Annotated in this window: 23 protein-coding genes; 15 read left to right on the plus strand and 8 right to left on the minus strand. The window is 64.3% G+C overall.

Annotated features, from left to right (window positions below):
* The first annotated feature begins 18 nt into the window (after positions 1 to 18).
* The 9 genes from BTM36_RS11805 (at position 19) to BTM36_RS11845 (ending at position 10,082) form a co-directional block, all read left to right on the plus strand.
* Entirely contained in the window at positions 19 to 1,557 is a 1,539-nt protein-coding gene (locus BTM36_RS11805) for an ABC transporter substrate-binding protein (RefSeq protein WP_077236416.1), read from the plus strand.
* A 123-nt stretch (positions 1,558 to 1,680) separates the two neighbouring features.
* On the plus strand, positions 1,681 to 2,598 hold the full coding sequence (locus BTM36_RS11810) for an ABC transporter permease (RefSeq protein ID WP_077236417.1): 918 nt from the start codon (positions 1,681 to 1,683) through the stop codon (positions 2,596 to 2,598).
* 16 nt (positions 2,599 to 2,614) lie between these two features.
* Positions 2,615 to 3,568, plus strand: coding sequence for an ABC transporter permease (locus BTM36_RS11815; RefSeq protein ID WP_077236469.1), 954 nt, complete (start codon positions 2,615 to 2,617; stop codon positions 3,566 to 3,568).
* A gap of 19 nt (positions 3,569 to 3,587) precedes the next feature.
* Positions 3,588 to 4,601: an ABC transporter ATP-binding protein gene (locus BTM36_RS11820; protein ID WP_077236418.1), complete on the plus strand. Its 1,014-nt coding sequence runs from the start codon at positions 3,588 to 3,590 to the stop codon at positions 4,599 to 4,601.
* Positions 4,598 to 5,446 (plus strand): ATP-binding cassette domain-containing protein, encoded by an 849-nt coding sequence (locus BTM36_RS11825; RefSeq protein WP_077236419.1) that lies wholly within the window; start codon positions 4,598 to 4,600, stop codon positions 5,444 to 5,446. The genes BTM36_RS11820 and BTM36_RS11825 overlap by 4 nt, the downstream gene beginning before the upstream one ends.
* A 64-nt stretch (positions 5,447 to 5,510) precedes the next feature.
* Positions 5,511 to 6,932, plus strand: a complete 1,422-nt coding sequence (locus BTM36_RS11830; RefSeq protein WP_077236420.1) for a M20 family metallopeptidase — start codon at positions 5,511 to 5,513, stop codon at positions 6,930 to 6,932.
* Positions 6,929 to 8,128 carry a M20 aminoacylase family protein gene (locus BTM36_RS11835; RefSeq protein ID WP_077236421.1) on the plus strand — a complete coding sequence of 400 codons (1,200 nt, stop codon included), beginning with the start codon at positions 6,929 to 6,931 and terminating at the stop codon, positions 8,126 to 8,128. Before BTM36_RS11830 ends, BTM36_RS11835 begins: the two co-directional genes overlap by 4 nt.
* Positions 8,129 to 8,633: 505 nt before the next feature.
* Positions 8,634 to 8,942: a hypothetical protein gene (locus BTM36_RS11840; RefSeq protein ID WP_077236422.1), complete on the plus strand. Its 309-nt coding sequence runs from the start codon at positions 8,634 to 8,636 to the stop codon at positions 8,940 to 8,942.
* Between the two features lie 471 nt (positions 8,943 to 9,413).
* Entirely contained in the window at positions 9,414 to 10,082 is a 669-nt protein-coding gene (locus BTM36_RS11845; protein ID WP_077236423.1) for a DUF2026 family protein, read from the plus strand.
* A 576-nt stretch (positions 10,083 to 10,658) separates the two neighbouring features.
* Here the strand turns inward: BTM36_RS11845 and BTM36_RS27775 are convergent.
* The 5 genes from BTM36_RS27775 to BTM36_RS11865 all read right to left on the minus strand — a co-directional run bounded on the left by BTM36_RS27775 (position 10,659) and on the right by BTM36_RS11865 (position 15,088).
* Positions 10,659 to 10,922 carry a hypothetical protein gene (locus BTM36_RS27775; protein WP_139347132.1) on the minus strand — a complete coding sequence of 88 codons (264 nt, stop codon included), beginning with the start codon at positions 10,920 to 10,922 and terminating at the stop codon, positions 10,659 to 10,661.
* Positions 10,923 to 11,567: 645 nt separating this feature from the next.
* Positions 11,568 to 12,353 (minus strand): DUF3299 domain-containing protein, encoded by a 786-nt coding sequence (locus BTM36_RS11850; RefSeq protein ID WP_077236424.1) that lies wholly within the window; start codon positions 12,351 to 12,353, stop codon positions 11,568 to 11,570.
* 15 nt (positions 12,354 to 12,368) lie between these two features.
* Positions 12,369 to 13,646: an FtsX-like permease family protein gene (locus tag BTM36_RS11855; protein ID WP_077236425.1), complete on the minus strand. Its 1,278-nt coding sequence runs from the start codon at positions 13,644 to 13,646 to the stop codon at positions 12,369 to 12,371.
* The gene (locus tag BTM36_RS11860; RefSeq protein WP_077236426.1) at positions 13,643 to 14,377 is read right to left on the minus strand and encodes an ABC transporter ATP-binding protein; all 735 of its coding nucleotides are present in this window, start codon (positions 14,375 to 14,377) and stop codon (positions 13,643 to 13,645) included. The genes BTM36_RS11855 and BTM36_RS11860 overlap by 4 nt, the downstream gene beginning before the upstream one ends.
* Positions 14,378 to 14,503: 126 nt before the next feature.
* The gene (locus BTM36_RS11865; RefSeq protein ID WP_077236427.1) at positions 14,504 to 15,088 is read right to left on the minus strand and encodes a DUF2796 domain-containing protein; all 585 of its coding nucleotides are present in this window, start codon (positions 15,086 to 15,088) and stop codon (positions 14,504 to 14,506) included.
* Between the two features lie 272 nt (positions 15,089 to 15,360).
* Between BTM36_RS11865 and BTM36_RS29265 the strand changes: the two genes are divergently transcribed.
* The 5 genes from BTM36_RS29265 (at position 15,361) to BTM36_RS11890 (ending at position 18,635) form a co-directional block, all read left to right on the plus strand.
* A complete protein-coding gene (locus tag BTM36_RS29265; RefSeq protein ID WP_256385243.1) occupies positions 15,361 to 15,492 on the plus strand; it encodes a hypothetical protein in 132 nt (43 codons plus the stop codon).
* Between the two features lies 1 nt (position 15,493).
* A complete protein-coding gene (locus tag BTM36_RS11875) occupies positions 15,494 to 16,345 on the plus strand; it encodes a metal ABC transporter ATP-binding protein (protein ID WP_077236429.1) in 852 nt (283 codons plus the stop codon).
* Entirely contained in the window at positions 16,342 to 17,226 is an 885-nt protein-coding gene (locus tag BTM36_RS11880; RefSeq protein WP_077236430.1) for a metal ABC transporter permease, read from the plus strand. The genes BTM36_RS11875 and BTM36_RS11880 overlap by 4 nt, the downstream gene beginning before the upstream one ends.
* Before the next feature lie 31 nt (positions 17,227 to 17,257).
* Entirely contained in the window at positions 17,258 to 18,190 is a 933-nt protein-coding gene (locus BTM36_RS11885; RefSeq protein WP_077236431.1) for a metal ABC transporter substrate-binding protein, read from the plus strand.
* 127 nt (positions 18,191 to 18,317) lie between these two features.
* Positions 18,318 to 18,635, plus strand: a complete 318-nt coding sequence (locus tag BTM36_RS11890; RefSeq protein ID WP_077236432.1) for a putative quinol monooxygenase — start codon at positions 18,318 to 18,320, stop codon at positions 18,633 to 18,635.
* A gap of 23 nt (positions 18,636 to 18,658) precedes the next feature.
* Here BTM36_RS11890 and BTM36_RS11895 read toward each other — a convergent pair whose 3' ends face one another.
* Entirely contained in the window at positions 18,659 to 19,597 is a 939-nt protein-coding gene (locus BTM36_RS11895) for a LysR substrate-binding domain-containing protein (RefSeq protein WP_077236433.1), read from the minus strand.
* 103 nt (positions 19,598 to 19,700) lie between these two features.
* On the opposite strand from BTM36_RS11895, the gene BTM36_RS11900 reads away from it, so the two are divergent.
* Positions 19,701 to 19,955, plus strand: coding sequence for a hypothetical protein (locus BTM36_RS11900; protein ID WP_077236434.1), 255 nt, complete (start codon positions 19,701 to 19,703; stop codon positions 19,953 to 19,955).
* A gap of 287 nt (positions 19,956 to 20,242) precedes the next feature.
* Here BTM36_RS11900 and BTM36_RS11905 read toward each other — a convergent pair whose 3' ends face one another.
* Complete coding sequence (locus BTM36_RS11905) at positions 20,243 to 21,061, minus strand: uracil-DNA glycosylase (protein WP_077236470.1); 819 nt, start codon at positions 21,059 to 21,061, stop codon at positions 20,243 to 20,245.
* Between the two features lie 100 nt (positions 21,062 to 21,161).
* Positions 21,162 to 23,243, minus strand: a complete 2,082-nt coding sequence (gene uvrB / locus BTM36_RS11910; RefSeq protein WP_077236435.1) for an excinuclease ABC subunit UvrB — start codon at positions 23,241 to 23,243, stop codon at positions 21,162 to 21,164.
* Positions 23,244 to 23,454 lie beyond the last annotated feature (211 nt).

A 23,454-nucleotide genomic window follows, 5' to 3' on the forward strand; every position in this document is an offset into this window, starting at 1 on the left:
TCGAATGAAGGGGCCGGAATGAACGCACTACAGAAATCCATGCTGGGCTGGTCACGATGTGCAGTGTTGGTGGCAGGCGCCATGACGGCCTTTGCGGCCCATGCCAACAAGGCCAACGACACCCTGGTCTATGCCTCCGACAGCGAAGTCGAAAACATCAGCCAGTATCACAACAACATGCGTGAAGGCGTGATCCTGGCCCACCTGATCTGGGACACGCTGGTCTATCGCGATCCCAAGACCAACGAATACAAGCCGCAACTGGCCACCGCCTGGAAGTGGGAGTCGCCCACGGCCCTGGTGCTGGACCTGCGCCAGGGCGTGCAATTCCAGAACGGTGACAAGTTCGGCGCCGATGATGTGGTGTTCACCTTCAACTATGCGGTCTCGCCCGAATCCAAGGCCGTCACGCGCCAGAACACCGACTGGATCAAGAGCGTCGACAAGCTGGGCGACTACAAGGTGCGCATCAACCTGAAGGGACCCTTCCCGGCAGCGCTGGAATACCTGGCCGGCCCGCTGCCGATCTATCCCGGCGCCTATTTCAAGAAGGTCGGCCTGGAAGGCTTTTCCAAGGCGCCCATCGGCACCGGCCCCTACAAGGTCACCAGTGTGACCCCGGGGCAGGGTGTGACCCTGGTCAAGAACACCAATTATTTCAAGGACAGTCCGCAGGGCCAGCCTTCGATCGGCAACATCAAGTTCGTGGTGATCCCCGATCCGGAAACCCGCGCCGCCCAACTGATGACCGGCGCCATCGACTGGATCTGGCGCGTGCCGCCGGACCAGGCCGATTCGCTCAAGACCAATCCCAAGCTGGCGGTGCAGAGCGGTGAGACCATGCGGGTCGGTTTCATCACCCTCGACACCACCGGTACCTCGGCCCCCAATTCGCCGTTCAAGGATGTGCGCGTGCGCCAGGCGGTCAACCATGCGATCAATCGCAAGGGCTATGCCGAGAACCTGATGCGCGGCGGCAGCCAGCCGGTCTATACGGCCTGCTTCCGCACCCAGTTCGGTTGCGACAGCAATGCCGCCATCAAGTTTGACTACAACCCCACCAAGGCCAAGGAACTGCTGGCCGCGGCCGGCTACCCGAACGGCTTCGATACCGACATCTATGCCTATCGCGAACGCGAAGTGGCCGAGGCCATCATCGGTGACCTGCGCAAGGTCGGCATCCGCGCCCGCCTGCACTACATGAAGTTTGCCGCCCTGCAGACCGAATACCGCAGCGGCAAGACGCCAATGAGCTTCTACTCCTGGGGCTCGTTCTCGATGAACGATACCTCGGCCTTCGCCGGTGTCTACTTCAAGGGAGGCGCCGATGACATCACCAAGGACCCGCAACTGCAGCAGTACCTGCAGACGGCCGATACCTCGATCGATCCGGCAGTGCGCAAGGCCAACTACACCAAGGCCCAGGAACTGATTTCCAAGCAGGCCTACGTGGCGCCGATGTTCTCCTATTCGACCTTCTACGCCTACGACGCGCAGCTCAATTTCCAGGGTTACCCGGACGAGCTGCCGCGCTTCTACGAGGCTTCCTGGAAGTAAGTCTGGCAGTCCGGGTTACCGTTCGTCCTGAGCGCCTTCTACGGCCCCTGGGGCCTGCTCAGTCCGAACGGTAGGTGATGGGTGTTGGATGAATCACGCAATATTCTTCAAGGAAGGGTCGCCATGTTGATCTACATCCTGCGCCGCCTGGCCATCGCCCTGTGCGTCGCGCTGACGGTGTCCGTCGTCAGTTTTTCCCTGCTGCACATGTCGGGTGACCTGGCGGTCTCCATCGCCGGGCCGGAGGCCACGGCCGCCCAGGTCGAATCGGTACGCACCCAGTTCGGTCTGGACCGTCCGCTCACCACGCAATATGCGGACTGGCTGGGTCGTGCGGTGCAGCTGGACTTCGGCAAGTCCTTCTACTTCCAGGGGCAGGTCATGGAGATGATCGCCGAACGCCTGCCGATCACCTTCAAGCTGGGTGGCAGTGCCTTGCTGCTGGCCATTCTCACCGCCATTCCGCTGGGCGTGCTGGCGGCCATCTATCGCGATACCTGGCTGGATCGCGTGGCGCTGATGATTGCCGTGGTCGGGCAGGCCATGCCCAGCTTCTGGTTCGGGCTGACACTGATCCTGATCTTTGCCGTCACGCTGCACTGGCTGCCGGTGGCCGGCAACGAGAGCTGGCAGCACTTCGTCCTGCCGGCGGTGGCGCTGGGTTACTACGCCATGCCGGCGATGATGCGCCTGACGCGCTCGGGCATGCTGGAATTGCTGGGTTCGGACTACATCCGCACCGCCCGCGCCAAGGGCCTGTCCAAGTCGCGGGTGGTGTTCAAGCATGCGCTGCGCAATGCGGTCATCCCGGTGGTGGCGCTGGCGGCGGTGGAACTGGGCTTCATGCTGGGTGGCTCGGTGGTGATCGAGTCGGTCTATTCCATGCAGGGCCTGGGTCAGCTGGCCTGGGACGCCATCTCCCGCAATGACTATCCAGTGGTGCAGGCGGTGGTGCTGATCATCGCCATGTTCTACATCGGCCTGACCTTCCTGGCCGATGTCATCAATGCGCTGCTCGATCCGCGCATCCGTACTCGTTGAGCCCATGGGAGCCGACATGACCGCCACTTCCAGTACCACCGTCACCATGCCTTCCACGCCATCCACGCCATCCACCTCGTCCACGCCCCTGCTGCAGGCGGCATTGCCGCCGCTGCCGGCCTGGCGCCGCAAGCTGCGTCGCCTGCTCGGCCATCGTGGCCTGATGCTGGGTACCGCCATCCTGGCCGTGATCGTGCTGGCGGCGATCTTCGCGCCCCTGCTGGCGCCGCACGATCCCTTCGACCAGGATGTGACGGCGCGCCTGATCCCGCCGGTATGGCAGGCCCAGGGCAGTTGGGAACACATCCTCGGCACCGACAAGCTGGGCCGCGACTATCTCTCGCGCCTGATCTACGGCGCCCGCGTGTCGCTGACCATCGGCATCGCCGCCGCCCTCATCTCGGGCCTGATCGGTACCACCCTGGGGGTGCTGGCCGGTTACTTCGGTGGTCGTACCGATGCCTTCATCAGCTACCTCATCACTACCCGTCTGGCCATGCCGGTGGTGTTGGTGGCGCTGGCGATGGCCTCGCTGGTGGGCGGTTCGCTGAAGGTGGTGATCCTGCTGCTGGGGCTGCTGCTGTGGGATCGTTTCGCCGTGGTCACGCGCTCGGCCACGCAGCAACTGCGGGACGCCGAATTCATCGCCGCCGCCAAGGCCATCGGCGCCTCCACGCCCTACATCCTGCTGCGCGAAATCCTGCCCAACATCATGGGCGCGCTGATCGTGGTGGTCACGCTGGAAATGGCCCACGCCATCCTGCTGGAGGCCACGCTGTCCTTCCTCGGCCTGGGCGTACAACCGCCGACGCCGTCCTGGGGCCTGATGGTGGCCGAGGGCAAGACCTACATGTTCTTCAAGCCGTGGGTGATCGTCATCCCGGGCGTGGCGCTGGCACTGCTGGTGCTGGCCATCAACCTGGTCGGCGATGGCATGCGCGATGTCAACGCGCCCGACGGCCGTAACTGAACCCCACCGGGAGCACACCATGAGCGTATTGCTGGACGTGAAGAATCTGAAGGTGGACTTGCCCACCGAGCGCGGTACGCTGCACGCCGTGCGCGGCATCGATTTCCAGGTGCGCCGGGGCGAGATGCTGTGCCTGGTCGGCGAATCGGGCTGTGGCAAGTCCATGACCTCGTTGGCCCTGATGGGGCTGCTGCCGCGCAAGGCGCAGTGCAGCGCCGACCACATCCGCTTCGATGGCATGGACCTCAACGGCATGAGCGAGAAACAGTTGCGGCAATTGCGCGGCAAGCGCATGTCCATGATCTTCCAGGAGCCGATGACCTCGCTGAACCCCGCCTACACGCTGGGCAACCAGCTCTGCGAGGCCATGCTGCAGCAGCCCGGCGTCACCCGCGCCGAGGCCCGCGAGCGCGCCCTGTACCTGTTGCATCGCACCGGCATCACCAATGCCGAGGATCGGCTGCGCCAGTATCCGCACCAGCTCTCCGGCGGCCTGCGGCAGCGGGTGATGATCGCCATGTCGCTGATGTGCAATCCCGATCTGATCATCGCCGACGAGCCGACCACGGCACTGGATGTGACCATCCAGGCGCAGATCCTGCGCATGATCCGCGAGCTGCAGCAGGAGTTCGGCACGGCCGTCATCTTCATCACTCACGACCTGGGCGTGGTCTCGCGCATCGCTGACCGGGTGGCGGTGATGTATGCCGGTCAGGTGGTGGAGACCACCGACGTCGGCTCGCTGTTTGCGCAGCCGCGTCATCCCTATACGCGCGGTCTGCTCAATTGCATCCCGGTACGCGGCAAGACGCCGCCGGGTAGCCGCCTGCAGGCCATTCCCGGCGTGGTGCCCAGCCTGGTCGGTCAGGTCAGTGGCTGCGCCTTCCGCAATCGCTGCGCGCTGGCCGACAGCGTCTGCGAGACCGATCCGCCCATGGTGCAGCAGGGCAGTGCGGCCGCACCGCACGCGGCGCGCTGTCACAAGCTTGATGTTCCCGTTTCAATCGCGTCCGCCATGGAGGTGGCAGCATGAATGACCATCGTCCCCTGCCGTCGGCCCCGTTGGGCGACATCGCTCTGGAGCTGTGCGCGCTGTCCAAGGTCTATCCCTTGAAGCGCGGTCTGTTCCAGCCGCCAGGCCAACTGAAAGCGGTCAACGATGTCTCGCTGCGGCTGTATCGCGGCGAGACCCTGGGCCTGGTCGGTGAGTCCGGCTGTGGCAAGAGCACTCTGGCCAAGATGCTGCTGGGCCTGCTGGCACCGACCTCGGGCAATGTGCTCATCAACGGCCAGGAAGTCGATCCGACCCAGCGCAAGGAACATGCGCGCCATATCCAGCCGATCTTCCAGGACCCGTATTCCTCGCTCAACCCGCGCAAGACCGTGGGCGAGATCGTCGGCCTGCCGCTCAAGCTGCACGGCATCGGCACGGCCGCCGACCGCGCCCGCCAGGTCAAGGACATCCTCGACCTGGTCGGCATGCCCGAGCGCACCCATGCCCAGTATCCGAACCAGCTCTCCGGTGGTCAGCGCCAGCGCGTGGCGATTGCCCGCGCCCTGATCCTGCGGCCGGACATCCTCATCTGCGACGAGCCGACCTCGGCCCTGGATGTGTCGGTGCAGGCGCAGATTCTGAACCTGTTGCTGGACCTGAAGGCCGAGTTCGGTCTCACCTATCTCTTCATCAGCCATGACCTGGGCGTGGTGGAGCATCTGGTGGACCGGGTGGCGGTGATGAACCAGGGCTGCATCGTCGAACTGCAGAGCCGCGAGCAGATCTTCAGCGATCCGCAACATCCCTACACCCGCATGCTGCTGGCCTCGGCGCTTACGCCCGAACCGGGACTCGGCATCCCGGCCCTGGCTGCGGCGGCGTGAGGACGTATCCCCCGAATCACAACGATCACAGCGATCACAACCACACCTACAGAGGAGCAGCAGCATGAGCAGAGCACAAGCCATCGCCGGCGTGGAAGCCTACTTCGACGACGGCCGTTTCATGGACACGCTCAAGCGCCGCGTGGCCATTCGCACCGAGAGCCAGGAACCGGCCAGCCGTCCCATCCTGTACGACTACCTGCAGCAGGAGATCACGCCCTATCTGCAGTCGCTGGGCTTTGGCTGCGAGATCATCGACAACCCGCTGCCCGGCGGCAGCCCCTTCCTGATCGCCGAGCGCACGGAGGAGGGCGCCGCCTTCACCCTGCTGACCTACGGCCATGGCGACGTGGTGCGCGGTTACGACAAGCAGTGGCGCAGCGGCCTGTCGCCGTGGGAGATCGTGGTCGAGGGTGAGCGCTGGTATGGGCGCGGCATCGCCGACAACAAGGCCCAGCACACCATCAACTTCGCCGCGCTGGAAGAGGTCATGAAGGTGCGTGGCGGCAAGCTGGGCTACAACGTCAAGCTGATCCTGGAAATGGGCGAGGAAACCGGCTCTCTCGGACTGAACGCGGTCTGCCAGCAATATGCCGAGCGCCTGAAGGCCGACCTCTTCATCGCCTCCGACGGGCCGCGCGTGAATGCACCCACGCCGACCATGTTCCTGGGTTCGCGCGGCGGCTGCAACTTCGACCTGAAGTGCCATTTGCGTGATGGTGGCCACCACTCCGGCAACTGGGGCGGATTGTTGCGCAACCCCGGCGTGCGGCTGGCCAATGCGATTGCCTGCCTGGTCGACGAGCACGGCTGCATCCGCGTGCCGGCGCTGTTGCCGGATTCGCTGCCGCCCAGCGTGCGCAAGGCCCTGGCTGATGTGAAGCTGGGTGGTGGACCGACCGACCCCGAGATCGACGAAGACTGGGGCGAGCCCGACCTGACCCCGGCCGAGCGCGTGTTCGGCTGGAATACGCTGGAAGTGCTGGCTTTCAAGACCGGCAATCCCGAGGCGCCGGTCAATGCCATTCCCGGTCAGGCCAGCGCGCATTGCCAGATCCGCTTCGTGGTCGGCAGCGACGATGCGCACTTCATCGAGCACATCCGCGCCCATCTGGACGAACATGGCTATGACGACATCGAGGTCACGCTCTCGGGCGTGCAGTTCGCCGCCACCCGGCTCGATCCGGACGACGAATGGGTGCGCTGGGGCCTGGCCTCGATGCAGGAAACCAGCGGCAAGCAGCCCACGCTCCTGCCCAACCTGGGCGGCTCGCTGCCCAATGACGTGTTCTCCGAAACCCTGGGCCTGCCGACCCTGTGGGTGCCGCACTCCTATCCGGCCTGCTCACAGCACGCGCCCAACGAGCATATACTGGCCAGCGTGTCGCGCGAGTCGCTGCAACTGATGGCGGGTCTCTTCTGGGACCTGGCCGAGCAGGGCCGGCAAGTGCTGGCGCGACGCGCCCCATCACCGGAGAAGACATGAATCACCCCCATCCGCACAAGCTGTGCGAGGTCGCCGACCTGCACGACCTCCACGACGAAATCACCGGCCTGCGCCGCCATATCCACCAGCATCCCGAGCTGTCTTTCCAGGAAGTCGATACCGCCGCACTGGTGGCCGAGCGCCTGCAGGAATGGGGCTATGCCGTGACCCGCCATATCGGTGGCAACGGCCTGGTGGCCACCCTGCGCGCAGGCAGCAGCACGCGCAGCATCGGCCTGCGGGCCGACATGGATGCCCTGCCGATCCAGGAAGAGACCGGTCTGGACTGGGCCAGCGTCAAGCCCGGCGCCATGCATGCCTGCGGTCATGACGGCCATACCGCCATGCTGCTGGGCGCGGCCAAGCACCTGGCGCGCACCCGTCATTTCGACGGCACCCTGAACCTGATCTTCCAGCCGGCGGAAGAAGCCGGCTTCGACAGCGGCGCGCAGAAGATGCTGGCTGATGGCCTGTTCGAACGCTTCCCCTGCGATGCCGTGTTCGGCATCCACAATCATCCGGGTGTGGAGGCTGGCACCTTCATGTTCCGCAGCGGCCCCTTCATGGCGGCCTGCGATACGGTCAAGATCCGCATCACCGGCCGGGGCAGCCACGCGGCCCGCCCGCATCTGTCGGTCGATCCGGTGGTGGCCGCGGCCAGCCTGGTGATGGCCTTGCAGACCGTCGTCTCGCGCAATGTCGATCCGATGGAAACTGCCGTGGTCACGGTAGGCAGCCTGCATGCGGGCAAGGCATCCAACGTGATTCCCGAATTTGCCACCATGGAACTGAGCGTGCGCTCCTTCAAGCCGGAAGTGCGCGAGCTGCTGGAGCAACGCATCCGCGCCCTGGTCAGCACCCACGCCGAAAGCTATGGCGCGCAGGCCAGCATCGAGTATCTGCGCGGCTATCCGGTGCTGGTCAACAGCGAGGCCGAGACCGACTTCGCCCGCAGCGTGGCCGAGGAACTGGTGGGGCCGGAGAAGGTGATCGCCCCCTTCGGACCGATTGCCGGCAGCGAAGACTTCGCCTACTTCCTGCAGCAGCGACCGGGTTGTTTCCTGCGCGTGGGCAATGGCCAGGGCAAGCCCATGCTGCACAATGCCGGCTACGATTTCAACGACGACAACATCCCCGTCGGCGCGGCCTACTGGACCCGGCTGGTGGAGCGCTGGATGCCGGTCAAGCCGGGCTGATGCCGCATTGATGGCACCTTGATGGCGGGCGCTGCCTTGCGGCGCATATTCCGGCAATGCATAAGCGCATGACGAATGCTTCGTTGTCGCCGCCACCGCGCGCCATTACAGTGGGTGCGTCTCCTCAGACGTCCTGGACTTGGACAATTCGAGCCTGAACCCGCCACGCGCAAGCCTGGCGGGTTTCTTTTTTTGCATGTTTCCCCGGTGCACCTATCGTTGTCGCGACGAGGATTCGCGCGGGAACGTAACTCCGTCGTGACTGCCACGTGATCGCCGCTGCCCCTGCGAGATCCCTCTCGCGCCCCGCCAGCCCAGCGCCCGCCTACTGTTGAGCTGGATCAGGCGGTGTGGCGGGGGCAGGAATTCCCCGATGTTCGACGCCCGGCCGGATGACTACCATGGGAACCAATGAAACGCGGTCTGTGCTTTTGACTCCCGGCATCACAGTGGAGTCGCGATTGGCACGCAAGACCTCGCCGAAGTATCTTGCCAGGAGCCAGTCATGCACTTCATCACCGAATCCGTACCGGGTGAAATCACCCTGATGTTCATCAGTTACCTGGTGTTCTGCACTGTGTTGATGTACCTCTTCGTGAGGACCGACCGCGAGTGGGGCAGCCTGGAAGTATCGCTCGATGAACTGGCCGAGAACCGTCTGCCGCTGGCCAACGCCACGCGCTACGCGGCCGTGGAACGGGATGAACGCTCGATGTTCAACAATGGTCTGACCCGGCCTTCGTTGCTGCATTGCGCCCAGTATCACGATGTGGATTGCACCTGCTTCATGCCGGAGCAGAAGAAGCCTGACTGAATACCTGAGGGGAATCTGGAGGGGAGCGGTAAAGAGGGGAAGTAGCAGGTGGGGATGTTGCAGGTGGGGGAGTAGTGGAGCAGTAAAGCAGTGAAGCAGTCGCGTTGCAGGTTCTAGGGGTAGTGCCTGCAACAAGGTAATACGGCAATACGGCAGTTTCCGCAGTAGCAGTGAGCAGCAGGCAGCAGCGAGCATGAGCCAAGCTTGTAGCGCGGTTGCAGTTGTCGTAGCAGTTGCAGTGGTCGGTGTCGTCGCAGTCGCAGTTGTTGTAGCAGTGGCAGTAGTAGCAGTGGCAGTAGTAGCAGTACGGCAGTACAGCAGTAGCAGCAAATATCTCTTGAGGGTGGAACGGCAAGTCGTGCAGCCGCTTTTGTTCCAAAGCGCGCGTCACGCGACGCAGACGTGCAGTGCGGCGTTTGCGTGAAGCGGCCTAGCGGCTTGCCCGTTCTTTTCCATGAGAAAATAGCGCCCATGCAAAGCTCATCCTCCTCCGCGCAGTCCCTGCGCCCATTGATTCCCCTGGCCGATTACCAACGCATCTTCCGCGTCATCCATTCCGTGCTGCACAGCGTGGAAGCCGATATCCCGGCCGCCAGTTTCTTCTTCAGCGTCACCGCCGCGCAGATCCTCAAGAAGTTCTACAAGCGCAATGCCTTTCCGGTCGCCGGTGCCGCCTTCTATCTGATCCGCGAGGACGGTGGCGGCGCCTTGTCCTTCGGCACGCTGGCCGACGACGGCCAGAGCGTGGCCAGCACCCATGATGCGTTCCACGCCTGGGTGCAGTGCGACGGCTATGCCATCGACTTCATGGCGCCGCTGTTCCAGGAACTGCTGGCGTCGGCCGGCCATCCGCTGCCGGTGCCGCGCCAGATGTTCCAGAAGGACCTCGGGCGCATGCGCGAGAGTGTGCAAGGGCTGGCGCAAGCCGGTGACTTCCACCTGGCCCCCAATCTGGAACTCACGCGCGAACTGCTGCAGCAGTTCATGGCCAAGAAAGCCCTGACCAATCTCTCGCAACTCTGTCTGGAATGGTTCCGCAAGCCGCCCAAGGCGATGCCGGACGATCTGGCCCTGCAGGGTGCCGATGGCGAAGTCTCGCGCATCAAGCTGCAAGCCACGCGTATCGACGGCGTCTGGTAAGACGCAGGGTTGTTTTTTACAGGGACGGGATGAGGCGAATGCCTCCGAGGGGAGGGTGTGCTGGACAGGCGTCCAACACACCGTACGATCATGCATATCGGTTGCATGTACCGCACTAGGGTTCCTATATTAGGTCGCTGATGTGACGGCTTGATGACAGTGCTCCCTTCCCATCACCTTGTTCTGGCCGCGCGCGTTCCGCCTTTTCCTTCACATTTCTTCCACTGTCATTGCACGGTCATACGGGCTGGCTAGACTGCCGCCTGTCTCCTCTGTACCTGTGCAGATGTTTTGCCTGCGATGCGAGCGCATCGCAGGCTTTTTTCTGCCGGGTAGCCGGATTCCCTTGCTTCAAGCTTCACGCCCATGCCGGACAGTGGCGTCGTAACCCGGCAGTACGCACACGTGTTGGAAGCCGCGGTCCTCCCTTCCCGCCGGGCGCTAGCCTGACGGTGCGCGGCGCGGGGTGCGTCGACCCCTCTTTGGCCGGTTTTGCTGGCGCCCCTGGCCCGTGGCCTCCCTGCCTGATCCTTCCCGCTGCCCACCGCTTGCACTCCCGCTGTTTTCCCTTTGCTTTCAATCACTTGCCTCGCTTGCTAAGCGCTTGTCCACAGGCTTGCTACCAAAAGATGTGGATATCCGTCCGGCGCCGGCCGGGTGGTCGATACTGATTTTATTGTGGTCGAAACAAGAAAATCCTTTTGAATCAATGTGTTGAGTCGCTTGTCCAGCCCTTGTCCACAGGCTTGCCACCAAAATGCGGGGATATCTCGCCAAAACCCAGGCCCCATCTGGCCTGGCGCTCGATGCCTGTTCGCTGCCACGGACTGCGTCGAACATGAAAAATCCTTGTAAATCAGGGACTTGATCGTGTTGCCAAGGCATTGTCCACAGGCTTGCTCCCAAAAAATGTGGATATCCGCCAAAGACCGGTGAAAAGCATCTTCCCGATCCCGGGAATGGGCCTCCGGAAGAGGATTCTGGTCGGTTTCCAGGCCTTTGCCGAGCTTTGTTGCATCAACGAAAAGTTGTTTGAAATCAATCGCTTGAATAGCTTGTCAAGACCTTCTCCACAGGCTTGCCACCAGAAAATGTGGACAGCTGCGTGCCACGCGCCAGGCAAGTGGCCGGCAGGCAGCTGCTCATTTTTTGCCACTGCTTGCGCCGCTGGACAAAAGCGCTTTGGAATCAATGGCTTGTCTGGCTTGCCCAGCGTTTCTCCACAGGCTTGCTCCCAAAAAATGTGGATATCCGTCACGGTGGGGCAGCAGCGGTGCGTTGGGAAATCCGAGCAGGGTGTTTGCGCATTGCTTGCGCGGTGCGAAGGCGTGGAAAGAAAAGGCTTTGTAATCAAGGATTTGGGAGGCTTGTCAAAGCCTTGTCCACAAGCTTGCCCCCGGAAAGTGTGGATAAGGGCCTGCCTGGCGCAGGCCCTGCCGGGAAGAGGAGAAGCTGGGGATAAACCCCATCGGGGGAGAAAATTGATCAGCCCTTGTCCGGAGCCGTATAGGGTTCGACGCTGACCGCCTTCATGCTGTAGCTGGAGGCGCCCATGGAGGAGTCGGAGCGCTCCACCTTGATCACCCCGCTGATCCAGACGGCATCCATGGTGCGCACGTTCTTGACGGCCTTGGCGCTGCGCACGTGGATGATCTGGTTGGCAGGCGGCGGCGGGACGTGGATGCAGGCGCCGAAGTAGGGCACCAGCAGGAATTCCTTGAGGGCCTCGCCTTCGCGGTCCAGCGAGACCACGAAGCCGGGCAGCCGCACCGGCTTGCCTTCCATGGAGGCATCCACCGGGGCGTCCTTCCAGTATTTCTTGGCCTTCCACAAGGCCGCATCGGCGCGTGGATCGTCATCGGTCAACTGGTCCAGCTTCAGGCCCTTGAACGGCGCCATCGGGTCCCAGTCCTTGGGGATCAGCGCTTCCCAGGCGATTTCCTGGTAACCGTTGACCAGCTTGCCCGAGGCCTGGTAAGGCTGGTCGGTGACGGCGGGGCTCTGCTTGAGCTGTTCGCCGACCTGGTATTGGCCACTGCTGGCATCCGCCACGCCGCTGACGGTGCTGCCGGCGGCGGCACGGGCCGTGACCGCCGGCACTGCGCCGGCCAGCGGGCCGCCTGCGCTGCCGTGGCTGTTGGTGTTGGCGTTGGCGGCAGGCGCCGTTGTCGGCGCGGCTGCCTGGGCGTCGGCATGGCCCAGCAGGCGCACGCCGGTACCGACCAGGAGGCCGGCGGTGACGATGCCGCCTATCCAGTAAAGAGTCTTCATCTTGATGCGTCCAGATCAGATTTTCGGGGTCAGGCCGTCGGACAGGCTCAGGCGGTACGCCCGCAAGCCCGGCAGCAGGCTGGCCACGAGGCCGGCCAGCACGGTCCAGAGCAGCAATTGTAATTCGCCCGGCCCCGGCCATGAGGGCTGCAGCAGGATGCCGAAGTGGTCCGCCAGCAGCGGCCCCAATCCCCACACCAGGGCGCTCAGCAGCACCAGCCCGGCCAGCACGCCGGCCAGCATCACGCCCAGGCCCTCCACGCACAGCAGCAGGAACACATCCAGCGGGCGCGCCCCGACCGAGCGCAGGATCGCCAGCTCGCGCCGTCGCTCGCCCAGGCTGGCCAGGATCGCCGCCACCAGGCCGGCCAGTCCCACCACCATCACCATGCCGGAGACCACCAGCAAGGCGTTTTCGCCAATGCCCACGACATCCCACAACTGGTCCAGTGCCACGCCCGGGAGGACTGCCATCAAGGGCTCCCTGAAGCCATCACCATCGGCGATGTCACGCTGCAGGGCGAACACCCGGGCGCGGCTCTTCAGGCCCACCAGCACGGCGGTGATGCTGGTGGGGGTGAGGTCGAATTTCTTGACGAATTCGGCCGGGATGTGCAGCCCCGGCATGGGCGCGCCGCCTTCCCAGTCGAGGTGGATGGCCTGCATGCCGTCCAGCCCGATATGCACCGTGCGGTCCACCGGCGTGCCGGTGCGCGCCAGGATGCCGACCACCTTGAACGGCTTGTCCGCATGCTGGGTCAGGCTGCGGCCGCCGACACTGCCCATGCCATGCGACAGGATGATCACATCGCCCAGCTGGTAGTGAAGCTTCTCGGCGACCTCTGCGCCCAGTACGGCATCGAAGACGCCGCTGAAAGGCTGGCCCTGGGCCAGCTTCAGGGGCAAGCCGCTGCCGTAGCGGAAATGCCTGAAGTAGTCGCCATTGGTGGCCAGCACCGGGAAGCCGCGATGCGAGTCCCCCAGCGAGATCGGAATGGTCCAGGCCACGGCCGGATTGCGCGCCAGCGTGAGCGCGCTGTCCCAGCCCATGTTGTTGGTGGCCCCGCCGATGCGGAAGATGGCATACAGCATCAACTGGATGGGGCTGGTGCGGGCACCCACCACTAGGTCGGTGCCGGATACCGATTGCGAGAACCCGGCCCGCACTTCGTGGCGCACCCGTTCGATGCCCAGCAGCATGGTGGTGGACAGGGCGATGGCCAAGAGCATCAGGCCCAGCGTGAACCGACGGTTCCAGGCGCTGTGGGCGGCCAGGCGCAGCAGCAGCTTCATGCGGCCTCCTCGGGACGGGCGGCGTGATTGATCTGTTCCAGCGCGATGCGGCGGTCGAAGCGCTCGGCCAGGCGCTGGTCGTGGCTGACGAACACCAGTGCCGCACCGCTCTGCGCGCATTCGCGCTGCAGCAGGTCGAGGAAGGCTTGCTGGCGATCGCTGTCCAGGGCCGAGGTGGGCTCATCGGCGACGATGATCTCGGGCCGTCCGATCAACGAGCGCGCTGCCGCCACCCGCTGCTGCTGGCCGATGGAGAGTTGGGTCACCGGGCGCTTCCAGAGCGCCGGCGCCAGGTCCAGGGCCGCCAGCAGCCCCTGCGCCACCGTGGCCAGGTCGGCCCCCTGCTGGCGAGCACGCTCCTTGCGGTAGGCCGAGAACTGGCAGGGCAACAGCACATTGTCGATGATGGAGAGATATGGCAGCAGGTTGAACTGCTGGAAGATGAAACCGATGTGGTCCACCCGGAAACGGTCGCGGCGCGCCGCCGAGAGTGTGTGCAGGGGCTGTCCCAGCACATCGATCTGCCCGGCCTGGGGCACGATGATGCCGCCGATGGCGGCCAATAGGGTGCTCTTGCCGCTGCCGCTGGGACCGCTGACGAAGACATGTTCGCCCGCCGCCACCTGCAGCGATTCCAGCGCCAGGGCCGGGTGATCCTGGCCGGGCCAGGTGAAGCGGAGCGCCCGTATGGCGATGGCGGCGGCCGGGGAAGGGGGAGCGGAAAAATTCATGACCAACCGGAAGGACAGGAAAGGCGACCCGCGCGGGACGGATCGCCAAGGATAGCCGCTGCGGCTGTCAGGGGCCTGACGGCGGCGGGCGGCCCGGATCGCTGCAGTGGACTCAGTTCAGCGGACTCAGTTCAGCGGGATCAATGCAGCGCCCGGCACCAGTTGCGCGGCCCCTTGCTTCTTGGGGGTGGCCAGCTGCACGTCGATGCGCTGGAAACCGGGGAAGGCGGCAAACAGGCCGCTGGCGTCCACCGTGGTCAGCGCGCCGGGGGTGGCGCAGACCAGGGTGAAATCGGCATCCAGGTCGGCATGGCCGTCAGCAGGGGCGGTCGGCGCGCTGGCGGGGGTCTTTTCTCCCAGCAGGGCTGGCGGCAGCACGGCCGATTCCAGCTGGATTTCGGCCGGCTTGCACTGGGCCGCGGCATCGGTGACGAACAGGCGGCCGACGTCGCGCAGGGTCTTGGCGGCGGCGCGTACGGTGTCCTTGTCGCGTGCGCTGTTGGCAGCGTGTTCGAAGCCGACCACGTTGATCAGCGGGGTATCCAGGTGCAGGGTCAGGGTGTTGCCCTCCAGCGCCAGGTCCAGCTTGCCCACGCCATGCACGTGCGCCGGATGGTTGCCATGATGGTCGTGCGCATCGTCGGCCGCCAGCGCAGGCAGGCTGGCCAGGGACAGGAGGAGCAAGGGCAGCAGGGGACGGGAACGGAACATGGGTGGCTTTCGTGTACGTATCTTGGGTGGATGGGATGACGGTAGACCGTCTATGGCTCTCGGAGCACAGCATTGGAGCACCGCAGCTAGCCCGCATTGTGACCCGGCCGGGACCGAAAATTCAGGCTTGTTACATTCTGCAACAGGGTTGCATTATAATGCTTCCTTTACCTGTTTCTGCAACTCGGTTGCGCAAGGGGCTTCCGCAGGCGCGGCCGCTGGCCGCCGCTGCGATCTGCCCGGGTACCCTTCATTCTTCTCAGGTCTCTGCCGTGTCGGTTTTCTCTCGTTTTCTCTTGAAGCAAGGCGTGCTCGCCAGCCCGTGGTGGCAGCGTGTGCTCGCAGTCCTGCCGGTGCTGCTGCTGTTGTGGCTGGGCGTGCACTGGGCGCTGGGGGAGGGTTGACATGGATGCCGCCATCTCGCTGGACAACCTGACCGTCAGCTATCGCCGCCATCCGGCCTTGCACCACGTCAACGGCAGTTTCGCACGCGGTTCGCTGACCGCCATCGTCGGCCCCAATGGCGCCGGCAAGAGCACCTTGCTCAAGAGCATGCTGGGCCTGGTGCCCTGCAACGACGGCCGGGTCCATACCCATGTCGATGCGCGCCGCATCGCCTACCTGCCGCAGCAGGCCGAGATCGACCGCAGCTTCCCCATCAATGTGCTGGATTGCGTGCTGCTGGGTTACTGGCAGGCCAAGGGCAACTGGGGCGGTATCGATGCCGCCATGCGCGCCCGCGCCATCCAGGCACTGGCCGCGGTCGGGCTGGAGGGTTTTGCCGGGCGGGCGGTGTCGAGCCTGTCGGTGGGGCAGTTCCAGCGCGTGCTGTTTGCCCGCATCCTGCTGCAGGATGCCGAGGTGATCCTGCTGGACGAACCCTTCAATGCCATCGATGCCCGTACTACCGGCGACCTGTTGCGCATCATCTCGGCCTGGCATGCGGAACGTCGTACCGTGATCGCGGTGCTGCACGACCACGACCAGGTGCGTCGTGCCTTCCCGCAGACCCTGCTGCTGGCGCGCAATGTGGTGGCCTGGGGTGATACGGCCGAGGTGATGTGCGAAGACAACCTGCAGCGTGCCCGCGCCATGGCCGAAGCGGTCGACGAGCATGCCGGCGTGTGTGCAGTCAGCGAGGCCGAGGTGCTGGCGTTGTCCGGCGCATTGCGGCCGGCGCATGAACATAGCCATTCCCATCCGCACGGGCAGGCGCAGCATCCGCGTCCCGCCGTCGCCAAGGGAGGCCTGCAATGAGCGTGCTGACGACCGTCCAGCAACTGGCGATTGCGCCGTTCCAGGAATTTTCCTTCATGCGCCGTGCGCTGGTGGCCGCTTTCGCGCTGGCCCTGGGCAGCGCCCCGCTGGGCGTGCTGCTGACCCTGCGCCGCATGAGCCTGTTCGGCGAGGCCCTGAGCCATGCCGTGCTGCCGGGGGTGGCGGTGGGTTTCATCTTCTTCGGCCTGTCGCTGCCGGCCCTGTCGATCGGCGGGTTTGCCGCCGGCGTGCTGGTGGTGGCGGTGGCCGGCTGGATCAGCCGGCACACCGAGCTCAAGGAAGATGCCAGCCTGGCCGCCATCTATGTGGTGGCACTGGCGCTGGGCGTGATCCTGATCTCGCGCCACGGCACCCAGCTCGATCTGCTGCATATCCTCTTCGGCAATGTGCTGGGCGTGGACAGTGAAGGTCTGGTCCTCATCGCCGGCGTGGCCAGCGCCAGCGTGCTGGGCATTGCCGCCCTGTATCGCGGCCTGTTGCTGGAGAGTTTCGATCCCTCCTACATGGCCGTGGGCAGCCGCAGTGGCGGGGCGATCTACCAGCAGGTGTTCCTGATGCTGGTGGTGATGAACCTGGTGGCGTCGTTCCAGACCCTGGGGACCCTGATGGCCGTGGGGCTGATGATGCTGCCGGCGGTGTCGGCCCGGCTGTGGCACGACACGCTGCCGGCACAGCTGTGCAACAGCGTGCTGCAGGCGGCGCTGGCGGGGTATGCCGGGCTGCTCATTTCCTACTACGCCTCGGTGCCGTCCGGGCCGGTCATCATCGTCTGCGCCGGCGTGCTGTACGCCGCCTCGCTGCTGTTTGCGCCCCGTGGCTGGCTGCCGCGCCTGCTGCGCCGGCCCCACCTGCAGGCTTGAATACCTTCGTTTTTCCTTCCCCGGAGCTACCATGAAACTGTTTCGCCCCCTCTCTGCGCTGCTGGCCGTGCTGGCCCTGGCGCTAACCCTGCCGGCCGTTGCCGCCGAGCGCATTCCGGTGCTGGCCAGCTTCAGCATCCTGGGCGACATCGTCGCCAACGTCGGCGGGGATCGCATCAGCGTTTCCACCCTGGTGGGACCGGATGAAGACGCCCACGTCTTCCAGCCGGCGCCGGACGACATCAAGGCGGTCGCACGTGCCCGACTGATCGTGGTCAACGGCCTGGGTTTCGAAGGCTGGATGGAGCGCCTGGCGCAATCGGCCAACTATCGCGGCCCCATCGTGGTGGCCTCGGCCGGGATCAAGGCCCGCGAACGCGTGGGGGAGGACGAGGACGAGCATGATCACGGCGGCGCGCATGCGCACCATGGCAAGGACGATCCGCACGCCTGGCAGGACCCGCAGAACGTGATCGTCTATACACGCAACATCGTCGCCGCGCTGGCCAAGCTGGACCCGGCCGGCGCCGAGGTCTATCGCAAGAACGGCGAGGCCTACGTCGCCAAGCTGCAGGACCTGGATGCCTGGGCGGCCCGCCAGTTCGGCCAGATTCCCGACGCCAAGCGCAAGGTGATCACCTCGCACGATGCCTTCGAATACTTCGGCGCCCGCTACAAGGTGCGCTTCCTGGCGGCCCAGGGTGTCTCCACGGATAGCGAGCCCAGCGCCCGCGATGTCGCCGCCCTGATCCGCCAGATCCGCAGCGAAAAGATCAAGGCCCTGTTCTTCGAGAACATGAGCAATCCCAAGCTGCTGCAGCAGATCGCCCGCGAATCCGGCACCGCCCCGGGCGGCAAGCTCTACGCCGATGCGCTCTCGCCGGCTGCCGGCCCGGCGCCGGATTATCTGACGCTCATGCGCTACAACATCACGCAGTTGCTGGAAAAGATTCGTCTGAACTGAGGCCTGAAGCGGGTGCCGGGCACCGTCTCCCTCCCGAAAGGGCAGGTGGCGTCCAAATCGCGTATGCTGATGGCCCGCGCCGCCAGGCTGGCGGCATGTCCATCAACAACATCAGGAGAATCCCCGCATGAGCACCGTTACCGTCGTCGCCATCATCACTGCCAAGCCCGGCAAGCGTGAAGACCTGCTGGCCCTGGCCCGCGCCAACCTGGCCGCCGTGCGCGCCGAAGCCGGCTGTATCGAATACGGTCTGGTGGTGGATGTCGATGGTTTTGGCCCGAACCAGGCGCCGATGGGGCCGGACACCTTCGCCTTCGTCGAGAAGTGGAAGGACGAGGATGCCCTGCGCCTGCACTTCACCCTGCCGCACATGCTGGATTACCGCGACAAGTCCAAGGACCTGATCACCGACCGCAAGGTGCACGTGCTCAAGTCGGCCGACTGAAGCGATCCTGCTCCGGTGCAGCCTCAGTGCTCGCCGGGGAAGTCCGCCGGCCAGGTGCGTTGGGCATCGAAGGCGGACGCCTGTCCCATCTGCTTCAACCACATGATGAAGGTCTTGAGCGCCGGGTTGGTCTCGGCGCTGCTGCGATACATCATGTGGAAGCCCTCTCCATGCAGCACCACCTCCGGGAACAGCTGGATCAGCCGGCCGTGGGCGAGGTCGTCGTCCACCAGCGCCAAGGTCCCCATGGCCACGCCCAGGTCGGTGGCCGCGGCCTGCAAGCTCAGGAAGAAGTGTTCATAGACGGTGCCCGGCATCTTGCGCCGCACCGCTACTCCGGCCTTGCCCAGCCACTGCGACCAGGCCGCCGAGCGACTGGAGAGGTGGATCAGCGGCACCTCCACCAGGTCCCGTGGCACCGTGATCTTGTGCGTCTCTAGAAAGTGCGGTGAAGCCAGCGGCACCGAGACGTCATCCAGGAAGCGCACACATTCATAGCCGCTGCGTTCCAGCGGGCTGCGCCAGAGGATCACATCGAACGGGTCCTTCACATCCTCGAAATACTCCGACATGGTCGTGGTCACCCTTACCTCGATGCGCGGGTTGTCGATCTGGAACTGCGACAGGCGCGGGATCAGCCAGCGCATGGCCACCGAGGGCGCGGCGATCAGCCGCACCACGCGGCTCTTGCCGGCCAGTGATAGTTGCTCTGCCGCAAGTGCGATGCGGTCCAGACTGGCCTTGACCTCGGCATAGAAGGCCAGGGCCGCTTCTGTGGGCTCCACGCCACGCGACTGGCGTAAAAACAACGGTTGTTCGAAATACTCTTCCAGTGACTTGATCTGCTGGCTGACCGCGCTATGGGTGATGAAAAGTTCATGTGCCGCCAGCGTCAGACTCCGCGTCCGGACTGCCGCTTCGAACACTTTGAGGGCTTTCAACGGGGGCAGGGAAGACGACATGATGTAAGAAAAACTTATAGTGGTGTCGGAAAATGTTGCTTTGCAAACGCCAGGGGCGACCTTATTCTTCAATCACCCAAACGTTAAACAGAAGGAAGTTGCAATGAACTCCGTGAGTATATTGGCAAAAGATGCCGGTTTTTCTAACAATTTGCGCTCGCTGGTCGAGCTGGTGAAGTTTGCCGTTCAGCAAGTCATCGCCGCCCACGCCCTCAAGCCTGTGCGCAACGATGCTGCCGAGATGCAGGATGCCGCCTATTTCGACGGCGTGACCGATCACTTCGAGATGGAAGTCCGTCTGCGTCAACTGGATCACAGCCACCTGCACGCCGTGTGGAAGCTGCAATCGCAGATCTGAACCGACTTCGACTATCGACGGTAGGTCGGCCGCATTCCGGCGCGACGCGCAAGTTGAAATACCGGTAGATGTCAGCAGTACCTGCAGCACCAGGCCCGATGCGCCTGAAGAAAAAAGAAGAGACCGGTTCCGTATGGTCGGAACCGAAGGCGGCACCAGCCGCAGCCCAGTAGCATCGCACCCCCAGCAGCATCGCAGCCGCGATGCAGGCAGCCCAGCGCCGCAGAACCTGTCCCCGCCATTAGCGGGGATTTGTCGTTTACGGCACCCGGATTGACGTCTGCCTTTTACGGGCGCTTCTCCAGCAGCCGCATGGCACCGAACAGCTGCTGCATGCCGCTGTGTTCGATGAAGCTCAGGTTATAGGGATGCTCGGCCACGGCACGCGGGAAGGACTGCACCAGCGGCAGGCTGTCCAGCTGTTCGGCGATCTTGCCCCACAGGACGAGGGTGGGCAGGGGCGCAGCATGTTCTTCACCGTGCTCGGCCAGGGCGCGCAGCACGGTATCGAAGAAGGGCTTCCAGGCCCGGGCGTCCTTGACCGGCGCCACGTGGGCGCGGAAGACCAGGCTGGCATTGAGCAGCAGGAAGCCGTGCGCCGTCAGGTTGTCCTGCAGGTCGGCCAGGGTCTGGATGGTGCCGGCGGTATCGGCCTGGGCCTGGGCGGCAATGCCGGCGAGGGCGTCGCCACTGGTCTGGCCGGCTGGCACGCGGCCATCGGCCACCAGCAGCATCTTCATGAAATTGCGCAGCGAGGTGGCGCGATTGACCTGCTTGGACAAGCCCTTGTCCGACCACAGCGACCCCACCGCCCCATCCATGAAGCACACCCCGGTGGCGCTGGCCGCGCGCGGGTAGGGGCCTTCGCCCACCAGCACGTAACGCACCTGGTCCATAGGCTGGCGGAAGGCGGCGAAGAGCCGGCCTTCGGTGGGCAGGTAGTCATCCTGGGCGAGTACGCCCAGGTAGGCCGGATCGGCCTGCTGGATCGCTTCCAGCCCGGCGCGCAAGGTCGGGTGCCAGGAAGGGTGGGCGCTGCGGATCAGGTCCAGCAGTGTGGCGGGCAGGGCGGGGAAGGGCGTGGCGGCGGGAGTGGCGGGAGACATGGGCGGGAAAGGCAGACGGCCGTAGCGATAAAGTGGCGGCATTGTATACCGCCTGATCGCCAGGCCGGCCTTCCCATGGCGCCTACCCTGGCGCCTGCGTTCAGGCGACGGCCGTATCGCTGCCGGGCGCGCCGAAGAGTTGCTGCTTCAGCACGTGCAACTGGTCGCGGGCGGCGGCCGCCTTTTCGAACTCCAGGTTCTTGGCGTGTTCCTGCATCTGCTTTTCCAGGCGCTTGATTTCCTTGCTGATCTGCTTCTCGCTCATGGACTCGTAGTTCTTCTTCTCTTCGGCCACCATCAGCTCGCTGCGCGCCTGGGCCGGGTTGAAGACGCCGTCGATCAGTTCGCGGATTTCCTTCTTGATGCCGGTGGGGACGATGCCGTTGGCTTCGTTGAAGGCCATCTGCTTGGCGCGGCGGCGCTCGGTCTCGCCGATGGCCTTGTGCATGGAGTCGGTCACCACGTCGCCATAAAGGATGGCCATGCCGTTGAGGTTACGCGCCGCGCGTCCGATGGTCTGGATCAGGCTGCGCTCGGAACGCAGGAAGCCTTCCTTGTCCGCATCCAGGATCGCCACCAGCGAGACTTCGGGAATGTCCAGGCCTTCGCGCAGCAGGTTGATGCCGACCACCACATCGAAGGTGCCCAGGCGCAGGTCGCGGATGATCTCCACGCGCTCCACGGTGTCGATGTCGCTGTGCAGGTAGCGCACCTTGATACCGTTGTCGGAGAGGAATTCAGTCAGCTGCTCGGCCATGCGCTTGGTCAGTGTGGTCACCAGGACCCGTTCGTCGCGGGCGACGCGGTCGTTGATTTCCTGCATGAGGTCATCCACCTGGGTGGTGGCGGGACGCACCGAAATGATCGGGTCCACCAGGCCCGTGGGGCGCACCACCTGTTCCACCACCTGGTCGGCGCGCTTGTTTTCGTAGTCCGCCGGGGTGGCCGAGACGAAGATGGTCTGGCGCATCTTCTTCTCGAACTCGTCGAACTTGAGGGGCCGGTTGTCCAGCGCCGAGGGCAGGCGGAAGCCGTAGTCCACCAGGTTCACCTTGCGCGCACGGTCACCGTTGTACATGCCGTTCAACTGGCCGATCAGCACGTGCGATTCATCCAGGAACATCACCGCATCCGGCGGCAGGTAGTCCACCAGGGTGGGCGGCGGATCGCCCGGCTTGGCGCCGGAGAGGTGGCGCGAGTAGTTCTCGATACCCTTGGTGAAACCGATCTCGGTCATCATCTCGATGTCGAAGCGGGTGCGCTGTTCCAGCCGCTGTTCTTCGATGAGCTTGTTTTCCTTGCGGAAGAATTCCAGGCGCTCGGCCAGTTCCTGCTTGATGGTCTCGATGGCGCGCAGCACCGTGGAGCGCGGCGTGACGTAGTGCGAGCCGGGGTAGATGGTGAAGCGTGGAATCTTCTGGCGCACGCGGCCGGTCAGCGGGTCGAACAATTGCAGGCTGTCGATCTCGTCGTCGAAGGTCTCGATGCGCACCGCCAGTTCGGCGTGCTCGGCGGGGAACACGTCGATGGTGTCGCCGCGTACGCGGAAGGTGCCACGGCCGAAGTCCACTTCGTTGCGGGTGTACTGCATCTGGATCAGGCGGGCGATGACGTCGCGCTGCGAAACCTTGTCCTTGGCGCGCAGGGTCAGGATCATCTGGTGATATTCATTGGGATTACCGATACCGTAGATGGCCGAGACGGTGGCCACGATCACCACGTCGCGCCGCTCCATCAGCGACTTGGTGCAGGACAGGCGCATCTGCTCGATGTGTTCGTTGATCGAGGAATCCTTCTCGATGAACAGGTCGCGCTGGGGGACGTAGGCTTCGGGCTGGTAGTAGTCGTAGTAGCTGACGAAGTATTCCACCGCATTGTGCGGAAAGAATTCGCGGAACTCGCTGTAGAGCTGTGCCGCCAGCGTCTTGTTGGGCGCGAACACGATGGCCGGGCGCCCCAGGCGGGCGATGGTATTGGCCATGGTGTAGGTCTTGCCCGAGCCGGTCACCCCCAGCAGGGTCTGGTAGAACAGACCGTCGTGGACGCCTTCGACCAGCTTGTCGATGGCCGCCGGCTGGTCGCCGGCCGGCGGGAAGACCTGGTAGAGCTTGAAGGGCGAGTCGGGGAAGGTGATGAACTTGCTCTCGTCCAGCTCGGTGCTAATGGGGGTCAGTTCTGCCATGGTGTCGCTCGCCTCTGTCGCTCGTTTGCTCGGTGGGCCGCCGCAGTGCGCAGGATGGCAACAATGCCCGGATTCGGGGCATTGCGCGCAGGCAATGTGGTGGCGTGAATATTCATCAAATGCTGCCGGGATGTGGAAGTTCAAGACGCAAACGGCATGCCGGGATCAGCGCGACCGGACGCAAAGTGGCGTCAGGCGGCAGCTCATCGGT

The organism is Herbaspirillum sp. VT-16-41, from assembly GCF_001994935.1.
Lineage (GTDB): Bacteria > Pseudomonadota > Gammaproteobacteria > Burkholderiales > Burkholderiaceae_D > Herbaspirillum > Herbaspirillum frisingense.

Coding starts and splice junctions, on each gene's coding strand:
- BTM36_RS11820 (WP_077236418.1), top strand. CDS start 3,588: ATGAGCGTATTGCTGGACGTGAAGAATCTGAAGGTGGACTTGCCCACC.
- BTM36_RS11905 (WP_077236470.1), bottom strand. CDS start 21,061: ATGTCTCCCGCCACTCCCGCCGCCACGCCCTTCCCCGCCCTGCCCGCC.
- BTM36_RS11840 (WP_077236422.1), top strand. CDS start 8,634: ATGCACTTCATCACCGAATCCGTACCGGGTGAAATCACCCTGATGTTC.
- BTM36_RS11895 (WP_077236433.1), bottom strand. CDS start 19,597: ATGTCGTCTTCCCTGCCCCCGTTGAAAGCCCTCAAAGTGTTCGAAGCG.
- BTM36_RS11865 (WP_077236427.1), bottom strand. CDS start 15,088: ATGTTCCGTTCCCGTCCCCTGCTGCCCTTGCTCCTCCTGTCCCTGGCC.
- BTM36_RS11815 (WP_077236469.1), top strand. CDS start 2,615: ATGACCGCCACTTCCAGTACCACCGTCACCATGCCTTCCACGCCATCC.
- BTM36_RS27775 (WP_139347132.1), bottom strand. CDS start 10,922: ATGTTCGACGCAGTCCGTGGCAGCGAACAGGCATCGAGCGCCAGGCCA.
- BTM36_RS11810 (WP_077236417.1), top strand. CDS start 1,681: ATGTTGATCTACATCCTGCGCCGCCTGGCCATCGCCCTGTGCGTCGCG.
- BTM36_RS11860 (WP_077236426.1), bottom strand. CDS start 14,377: ATGAATTTTTCCGCTCCCCCTTCCCCGGCCGCCGCCATCGCCATACGG.
- BTM36_RS11880 (WP_077236430.1), top strand. CDS start 16,342: ATGAGCGTGCTGACGACCGTCCAGCAACTGGCGATTGCGCCGTTCCAG.
- BTM36_RS11805 (WP_077236416.1), top strand. CDS start 19: ATGAACGCACTACAGAAATCCATGCTGGGCTGGTCACGATGTGCAGTG.
- BTM36_RS11875 (WP_077236429.1), top strand. CDS start 15,494: ATGGATGCCGCCATCTCGCTGGACAACCTGACCGTCAGCTATCGCCGC.
- BTM36_RS11835 (WP_077236421.1), top strand. CDS start 6,929: ATGAATCACCCCCATCCGCACAAGCTGTGCGAGGTCGCCGACCTGCAC.
- BTM36_RS11850 (WP_077236424.1), bottom strand. CDS start 12,353: ATGAAGACTCTTTACTGGATAGGCGGCATCGTCACCGCCGGCCTCCTG.
- BTM36_RS11825 (WP_077236419.1), top strand. CDS start 4,598: ATGAATGACCATCGTCCCCTGCCGTCGGCCCCGTTGGGCGACATCGCT.
- BTM36_RS11890 (WP_077236432.1), top strand. CDS start 18,318: ATGAGCACCGTTACCGTCGTCGCCATCATCACTGCCAAGCCCGGCAAG.
- BTM36_RS11885 (WP_077236431.1), top strand. CDS start 17,258: ATGAAACTGTTTCGCCCCCTCTCTGCGCTGCTGGCCGTGCTGGCCCTG.
- uvrB (WP_077236435.1), bottom strand. CDS start 23,243: ATGGCAGAACTGACCCCCATTAGCACCGAGCTGGACGAGAGCAAGTTC.
- BTM36_RS11855 (WP_077236425.1), bottom strand. CDS start 13,646: ATGAAGCTGCTGCTGCGCCTGGCCGCCCACAGCGCCTGGAACCGTCGG.
- BTM36_RS11845 (WP_077236423.1), top strand. CDS start 9,414: ATGCAAAGCTCATCCTCCTCCGCGCAGTCCCTGCGCCCATTGATTCCC.
- BTM36_RS11900 (WP_077236434.1), top strand. CDS start 19,701: ATGAACTCCGTGAGTATATTGGCAAAAGATGCCGGTTTTTCTAACAAT.
- BTM36_RS11830 (WP_077236420.1), top strand. CDS start 5,511: ATGAGCAGAGCACAAGCCATCGCCGGCGTGGAAGCCTACTTCGACGAC.